The organism is Exilibacterium tricleocarpae, assembly GCF_007004655.1.
In the GTDB taxonomy this organism is placed as follows: Bacteria; Pseudomonadota; Gammaproteobacteria; order Pseudomonadales; family Cellvibrionaceae; genus Exilibacterium; species Exilibacterium tricleocarpae.
This window is the reverse complement of record NZ_ML660158.1, coordinates 1-615: the sequence shown is the minus strand read 5'-3', so window position 1 is coordinate 615 and position 615 is coordinate 1. Positions and strand designations below refer to the sequence as shown.

Here is a 615-nt window from a genome sequence, read left to right as displayed (position 1 = left end):
TAACGCCAAGCTTTGCGGCAAATTTGGAGCGCAGCGGAAAATTTGTCCGACAACAGCTCATTGTTACATCCCGGCTAGTGGCACACCAATTTGGGGATAAGCTAGCTCTTTTATGTAGTCCATAATCAAGCTTGTATCTAGCTCTACAAATAGCTCAATTCTTTTCTTGAGTTCACCAGCAACTCTATTTGCCACTTCGATATTAATATCAGAGTCATCCTGTTCGTCGTCTGGCACATTGTCATGTATCAAGACACATAGAGTAGCAAGCAGCATTGACCTTTTTGAAGCTAAGGTGTTGTTTGAATCTAGAAACTCTAATAGAAGCTCAATGTTATTTGCCTCTGCAAGGCAGATATCCTCGTCTTGCTCATAGAAGGACAAAGAGTCATCTCTTGACCAGATTTCCATAAGCTCTTTTGTGAGTTCAGGAAGAGCAACACCACTACTTGAAACTTCTTGATTCCCACATTTCGAGCAAGCTTCTGTCCATTTACGCCGCTCTTCGAATGCAGCTATCTCAGCAGATATTCCTCTTTGATCTTCGTGACCGCACAAACTACAAACTTTGTATTGACTGTAAAGGTTACTCATAATCTTAAGGCATGTAACGCC

The 615-nt window shown here is 41.8% G+C and carries 1 protein-coding gene; it reads right to left on the bottom strand.

What is annotated here, in order from left to right; genetic code table 11:
* Positions 1 to 63: 63 nt before the first annotated feature.
* Positions 64 to 615, bottom strand: a 552-nt coding sequence (locus tag FKG94_RS28610; protein WP_218943677.1) for a hypothetical protein, incomplete at its 5' end; no start/stop codon positions are given.